This window comes from Alcanivorax sp. HI0083, assembly GCF_001635175.1.
This window is the reverse complement of record NZ_LWFX01001235.1, coordinates 1-3,597: the sequence shown is the minus strand read 5'-3', so window position 1 is coordinate 3,597 and position 3,597 is coordinate 1. Positions and strand designations below refer to the sequence as shown.

The 3,597-nt window shown below is 60.5% G+C and carries 2 protein-coding genes and 1 pseudogene; 1 reads left to right on the top strand and 2 read right to left on the bottom strand.

What is annotated here, in order from left to right; translation table 11 throughout:
- A pseudogene (locus A3754_RS17955) lies at positions 1–285 on the bottom strand (DNA polymerase IV); the annotation flags it as partial.
- A 181-nt stretch (positions 286–466) separates the two neighbouring features.
- Here A3754_RS17955 and A3754_RS17950 point away from each other — a divergent pair.
- Positions 467–2,083 carry an FAD-dependent monooxygenase gene (locus tag A3754_RS17950; RefSeq protein ID WP_063520797.1) on the top strand — a complete coding sequence of 539 codons (1,617 nt, stop codon included), beginning with the start codon at positions 467–469 and terminating at the stop codon, positions 2,081–2,083.
- A 134-nt stretch (positions 2,084–2,217) separates the two neighbouring features.
- Here A3754_RS17950 and A3754_RS17945 read toward each other — a convergent pair whose 3' ends face one another.
- Positions 2,218–3,027: a putative RNA methyltransferase gene (locus A3754_RS17945; protein ID WP_063520796.1), complete on the bottom strand. Its 810-nt coding sequence runs from the start codon at positions 3,025–3,027 to the stop codon at positions 2,218–2,220.
- Between the last annotated feature and the right edge of the window lie 570 nt (positions 3,028–3,597).

The window sequence follows — 3,597 nt, the reverse complement described above, 5'->3', positions numbered from 1 at the left end:
GGAAACTTTGCGGTATTTGTCAAAGTTCGGAGGCACAATAACCAGTTCCGGGCAGCGCCGCAGGGCCTGGGAAGATGCCATGGCTGAATGCACGCCAAATTGCCGCGCCGGGTAGTTGCAGGTGGCAATCACGCCACGCCGGTGCGGGTCGCCGCCCACCGCCACCGGGCGGCCGCGCAGGCTAGGGTCGTCCCGCATTTCCACGGCGGCGTAAAAGCAGTCGCAGTCCACGTGGATAATTTTGCGCGATGCAGGCGTCATGGAGGGTGTGGTGGAATGTGCCATGATGGGCTCGGGTAAGCGTTCACGTGTTGGCGCGGCTGTTGCAGGCCACAGGCACAGAGACGTGTCCGGTGGGCAGCAGGCAGACCGGGCTACCCCCGTGGGCATAGTGCCAGGCAGGGGCGCCAATAGGGTGCCATAAGGAGAGTGTACCATCGCCATTAGCGAGAACCGCACACCGCAGGTGCTGATTGTCGGTGCGGGCCCCACCGGGCTGGCACTGGGTATCGGCTTGCGCCGCCACGGTATCCACTGTTGCATCATCGATCGTCTTGCGGCGCCATCGCCGTATTCCCGAGCGCTGGGCCTGCATGCCCGTTCGCTGGAAATCTTTGAGGCGCTGGATGTGCTGGCGCCGATCCGCAAGGCGTCGCGGCGCCTCAAGGCTGTATCGGTATACGGGGATAAAGGGTTTCTCTTCGAACTGGACCTCACTGCTCTGAAAGCGCCGTACCCGTGGGTGCTCAGTTGTCCGCAATCCGAGGTGGAGGCGGTGTTGATCGACCGATATCGGATGCTGGGCGGCGAGTTGATTCGCAGTGCCGAGCTGCTGGATTTCCGTCAGGACGGCAGCGGCGTGCAAGCGCGTATTCGCCAGGGGGCGGAGGTGCAGACATTCAATGCCGAGCTGCTGGTGGGAGCCGATGGCGTGGGTTCCACGGTGCGTGAGCAGCTTGGCATCGGTTTCAAGGGCGTGGATTACAGCGAGCATTTCCTGCTGGCGGATGTGCCCTGGGATGCGCCCTGGAGCAACGACCGTTCCCATGGTTTCCTGCGGGAAGAAGGGCTGTTGCTGGCCTTGCCTCTGCCGCAGGGCTGGCGGCTGATTATGGCCAGCCGTGAGACGCCGGAAACACCCTTAAGTCTGGCGCCTTTTAGCGAACGGCTAACGTCGATTCTTGGGGACGTGCCTGATTTGGGTGAACCCCGTTGGCTGAGCCAGTTCTCCGTACAACGTCGGCTGGCTCAGCATTACCGGCGTAACCGGGTTTTCCTGGCCGGCGACGCGGCCCATGTGCAAAGTCCACTGGGCGCCCAGGGCATGAATACCGGCCTCGCGGATGCGTTCAACCTGAGCTGGAAGTTGGCGTTTTACCTCAAGGGGTTTGGGCAGGGCGCCTTGCTGGATAGCTATGAGCAGGAACGGCGCCCGGTGGCGGAGAAAATGCTTTACGGGGTGGATATGCTGTCACGGGCGTCATTGGTGAAACTGCCGATGTTGCGGCGCAGCCGGGATTCCCTGCTGAAGCTGGCGGGCAGCCGCCGCAATATTTCCAGTCGACTGCTGCGTACGGCCAGCCAGCTGGATGTGCATTATCGCAATTCGCCGCTGGTCACCTGTGGGCCGGAGGCCGACGTGGGCTGGCGGCATCAGGGGCCGCTGCCGGGCGATCGGCTGCCGGATGCGGCGCTGAAATCCGTGCGCACCGGGCATCTGCATCAGTTGCACGGTTTGTTGCGCAAACCGGTACATCATTTGTTGCTGCAGCTGAGCGAATCCCCCGAGCATAACGAGCGGCTGGTGATGTATGCCTTGAGTGATCGTTTGGGGCAGGAATACCGTGAGCGCGTGCACCTGACCGTGATTGCGGCGCGGGCCACCGCAGATGAAGATGTGCCCCGTGAAGGTACCACCCGTATCTGGCGTGACCATGAAGGGGAGTTTGCCAGCGCATTCGGCGATCAGGGCCGGCTCTGGTTGATGCGCCCGGATGGGCATCTGGCTTACCGGGCGCCGGTGAGCAATGCGGATGACTTGCTGTCGTATCTGGAGCGAGTGCTTGGGAAAAGAGAGGGGTGATGGGAGGGCTGTGCGACATGTTGTCGGGTTACGCCTTTCAGGCTAATTCGACCTACGAAACCCTTTCCAGGTAGGTCGAATTAGGCGTAGCCGTAATCCGACACGAACCCGACATCACGTTTGATAAACGCAATCTACGCCACCCTTCGCCAGCGTTGAATCACAAAATGTCCGTTCATGGGCTGGCCGGCCAGGGCGCCAATGCCGGCTTTCGCATCCGGCCGTGCCCGCCAGTGATGGGGGGTCATGGCCAGCAGGTTACGGAGCTCTTCTTCTGAGTCCGGAACCCATTGGCAATGCAGGGTCTCGCTGGAGATCAGCTCGAAGCGATCATCCAGAAACTTGCCCGCATCAAAACTGCTTTGCCGCACATCGTCGTACAGGGCTTCGCGCAACGGCAGCAGGTGCGTTTCCCCGGTACCGACAACAATCAACTCCCCACCGGGTTGCAGCACCCGGGCGATATCGTCCACGAACAGGCGGGTGAACAACACAAATACGGTTTGCTGGCTGGCATCAAACAGCGGTAGCCGGGCGCCGCTGGCCACCAACCAGGTGATGCGCTTGTTACGCTTGGCAGCTGCATCCACCGCGAACTTGGAAATATCCACGCCCACACCATTCACGCCGCCCAACCGCTGGGCAAACTGCTCGGTGTACCAGCCTTCGCCACAGCCGATATCCAGCCAGGCGGGTTCTTCATCCGGCAGGTGGGCGAGCAGGGCATCTGCCAATGGTTGATAACGGCCCAGTTCAAGAAAAGCCGTGCGCGCCTGCACCATGGCCTTGTCGTCCCCCGGTGATCGGGAGCGGCGCTGCTGCGCCAACAACAGATTGGTGTAACCTCGCTTGGCACGATCGAACTGGTGGCCGTTATCGCAGTGCCAGCTATTGCCGGCAAGGCGCAGGACCTGTTCGCAACTGGGGCATTTGAGTGTGGGCATGGCAAACCGTGTTCCGGGGCGTGATGCCGGCAGTGAACCACAGGATGCCGGGAAAAGGTAGGGCAGAAGGCAGGGCGACAGCATCATGCAGAGCAATGGAAGAAGAGGGCGAGGGCAGCCGCCCTCGTATTATGGCGAAGCCGATATTTGTATTTCTGCACGTTGCAGCTTGGCTTCTGCGGTCAGGTTGCGCAGGTCACTTAAATACGCCTGATAGCTTTTATTCACAGATCACTCAGTGGGTGACCAATGATGGCGCACTGATTGCCAAATACTGCCCGTAGGCAAGTAACGCAAGCTGAGTTTCAGGCCCCGGTAATCCGGGGCTTTTTTGTTTAAGCGGGCATCCGAGAGAAACGAGGTGCCGACTCGTTGTTACTTCCTGCTGCTGAATGGCGGGGATCGATCAGGGGTGATGCAGGCACGATAATTGTGCTCTCGACAAACTGCGGGGTAATCAGAAATCATGGGTACCCGTTGTTTGCTGGATCTGGAGTGTACTGTGACGAAGTCTGTACCGTTTTCCCTGCTGGAACTCGCCTCGGTCCGCGAAGGAGATACCGTGGGTGA